This is a genomic window from Streptosporangium sp. G11 (assembly GCF_051192615.1).
In the GTDB taxonomy this organism is placed as follows: domain Bacteria; phylum Actinomycetota; class Actinomycetes; order Streptosporangiales; family Streptosporangiaceae; genus Streptosporangium.
In genome coordinates this window covers 1-778 of sequence record NZ_JBPJUQ010000336.1, presented here as the reverse complement: position 1 = coordinate 778, position 778 = coordinate 1, and the positions used below count along the sequence as shown (strand labels likewise).

The following is a 778-nucleotide window of genomic DNA, read 5'->3' as shown; positions in this document are numbered from 1 at the left end:
CGGCCGCCTTCTTGAGCTGGGCGGGTGTGCCGTTGGCGGTGCGGTACCTCTCGGCGGTGCCGATGGCCTTCTTCAGCGTGGTGCCGCCGTGGATTTTGGTGGAGCCGTTGTGGACGCCGTGGGCGTGGTTGAGCCAGGCGGCCAGCAGTTCACGGTCGAGCAGGGCCTTGGCGGTCCTGCTCTTGGGGGCGAGGACCTTGTAGGCCTTGCCGAGGGAGCCGGCGTCGGCGATTTCGGGGAAGACCTCGCTGCCGTTCTGCGTGAGCGACAGGTAGCAGACGAGGGTCTTGTCGTTCAGCGTCCCCTTGCCGCGGAGCAGTTCGGTGGCCCACCGCTTGGCGTTCAGCGGTTTGGTGCCCTTGCCTCGCTCACACGTGTCCGGGACCGGCAGAGGGGCGGTGACCGTGCCGACGTCGATGAGGCCGGGTGTCTGGCGTCGGCGTCGGCGTCGGCGTCGCCGTGGCGGTCGGCGTGGCCGTCGGAGTCGCGGTCGGGGTGACGGCCGGAGTGGGAGACGGGGTCGGGACGGGCGGGAGGGCGGCGACGAGGTCGATTCGCTTGGTGGTCACCGTGGTGTCGCCGCTGCGGTAGGCGATGCTCTTGCCGGTGGTCTGCAGCTTCTCGACAAGCTTCTCGCCGGGCAGGTCCGGGTAGGCCTGCCGGAGCAGTGCCAGGGCCCCCGCGACGTGCGGGGCGGCCATGGAGGTGCCGCTCAGGACACCGAAGGTGTTGCCGGGTATGGCGGAGTCGATGGCCACGCCGGGTGCGAAGAGGTCGA

General features: G+C 70.4%; 2 protein-coding genes. One reads left to right on the top strand and one right to left on the bottom strand.

Annotation, left to right across the window (positions count from 1 at the left end; genetic code table 11):
- A partial coding sequence (locus tag ACSDR0_RS50895; RefSeq protein ID WP_435296184.1) for a hypothetical protein occupies nt 1-203 on the top strand: 203 nt, incomplete at its 5' end.
- 165 nt (nt 204-368) lie between these two features.
- Here the strand turns inward: ACSDR0_RS50895 and ACSDR0_RS50890 are convergent.
- The coding region (locus tag ACSDR0_RS50890; RefSeq protein ID WP_435296183.1) for a S8 family serine peptidase at nt 369-778 on the bottom strand (410 nt) is incomplete at its 5' end.